Source organism: Halorubrum halophilum, assembly GCF_000739595.1.
GTDB classification, from domain to species: domain Archaea; phylum Halobacteriota; class Halobacteria; order Halobacteriales; family Haloferacaceae; genus Halorubrum; species Halorubrum halophilum.
This window is the reverse complement of the sequence record NZ_BBJP01000046.1, coordinates 1-1,679: the sequence shown is the minus strand read 5'-3', so window position 1 is coordinate 1,679 and position 1,679 is coordinate 1. Positions and strand designations below refer to the sequence as shown.

1 protein-coding gene is annotated in these 1,679 nt (G+C 59.1%); it reads right to left on the bottom strand.

The genetic code is table 11. The annotated features are described in order from the left end of the window. Nucleotides 1–214: 214 nt before the first annotated feature. Nucleotides 215–1,405 (bottom strand): ISH3 family transposase, encoded by a 1,191-nt coding sequence (locus ACP96_RS13585; RefSeq protein ID WP_050033704.1) that lies wholly within the window; start codon nt 1,403–1,405, stop codon nt 215–217. Nucleotides 1,406–1,679: the final 274 nt, after the last annotated feature.

The following is a 1,679-nucleotide window of genomic DNA, read 5'->3' as shown; positions in this document are numbered from 1 at the left end:
TCGCTAGTTGTCCACTCTCTCGATAGCGGCGGCAGCAAGAGGCTGGTCTGACATGGTGAGAGCGCCGAAACGAGACGAAGGACACTTTTGGCACTACAGAGACTGGGAAAAGAGTCAAAGATCTGGTTGCTTTCCGCTGTGGCCATCGCTCAAACCGCTCTCAGAAGACAGCTGTTGCTCCCCGCCAGCCTCGCTTCGACCGAAGCGAGGCGGCTCACCCGAGTCCGTGCTCGTATCCTGGTGGCAGTCCCTCCCCGTTTGTCCGATGCTTGGTCTTCCAGCCGAGCTCGTCGTCCAACACCCGTTCGATCCCATGGAGAAACGCATCACTGAACGTGAACTCTACCAGGCGTGCTCGCCCGCCACGCCGTGGCCGGGCGAGCACTGCCCACTGCACCACCAGCCACAACTGCTCTAACAGGAACCCTACACCCACGTAGAAGAGCCGAATTGTTGTCGATGGCGTCGTCGTAAGGGCCCGCGCTTCCCGGAACTTCTCGTAGCTCTTCTCGATCCGTGAGCGGTTGTTGTAGATCCGCGCCACTTGCCGCGGCGTGCGGTCTTCCAGACCGTACGCCGCGTATCCAGTCTGTTTGAGTCCTGACTTCCCGCGATCACCGTTCTGGTAGGTCACGTTCACCGCCAGCGGAAACGTCTGTTCGTGCGCTTTACCTTCACAGATCGTTTCTTCGGTCATGTACGACGCTGTCGCTGAAAGTTTCTTCCGGAGCGAGTCTTTCCCGGTCTTGACCGGGAAGACTGGCGGCGCTGTCGCCCGAAGCACGCCGATCACCTCGCCGACGTAGGCTGCTCGATCCATGAGAATCCGCTCGAGCTCGAACGGATACAGTTCGACGCGGGCGAGCACGCGCTCGACCGCGTCGGCTGCGCTATCGTCGCCAGCAACCGGTTCAACCGCCAGCGTCAGCGGCTTTCCCTGCGCGAGTACGAACGCCGTGCAGTACCGATGGCACTTCGTCGTGCCATCACGCGCTTGCATTCGCCTGAACTCGTCTTCGTCCGCTGGGTGCCCGTGAAACGGGTTGTCCATGAAATCGATGCAGACGGTTCTCGACCGCGACCGGTCGAGAACCGACATCGCCAACGTCGCGAGAATGTCGTTGACAGCGTCCAGCATCGGCTCTTTGTCGAGAGTATGGAGCCAGTCCATGACGGGTTCTCTGTTGGGTGTCTCGTCTGTGTTGGTCGTGACCCCGTTGACCGAGGTTGTCCCGACAGCCGCACGGAGAACGACTTCCATGATATCGCCGGAATCGAGGGGCGACCCCTCGATTCCTGGCATCGGAATCAACTCAAGCACCTCCAGAGCAAGAGTCTTGAGTTGGCTGTTCGTAATGAACTCGTCCGGATCTGTAAGCACCTGCTTGAGTTGTGGAAGATTCATTAGGTGCGTATCCGGACAGCGGATGAATCAGGTTCCTGATTCACCCGCTTCCTTCACTACAACGTGTCAGCTTGTGAGCTGCTGAGCCAGAGTGGACAACTAGCGACACTTGTGAGAGACATCTCACGGATTACCAGTTCGAACTCGACGTCGACGGGCCGGTCCAGTACCACACAATCGATGTGAGCCCCCTGGCACTGCCACCGATTCCGAGTTGTGGCTGACTCAGCCGACTGCTGGGGGTGCTGAGTGGGCCGTCGGTTATATCTGTTTG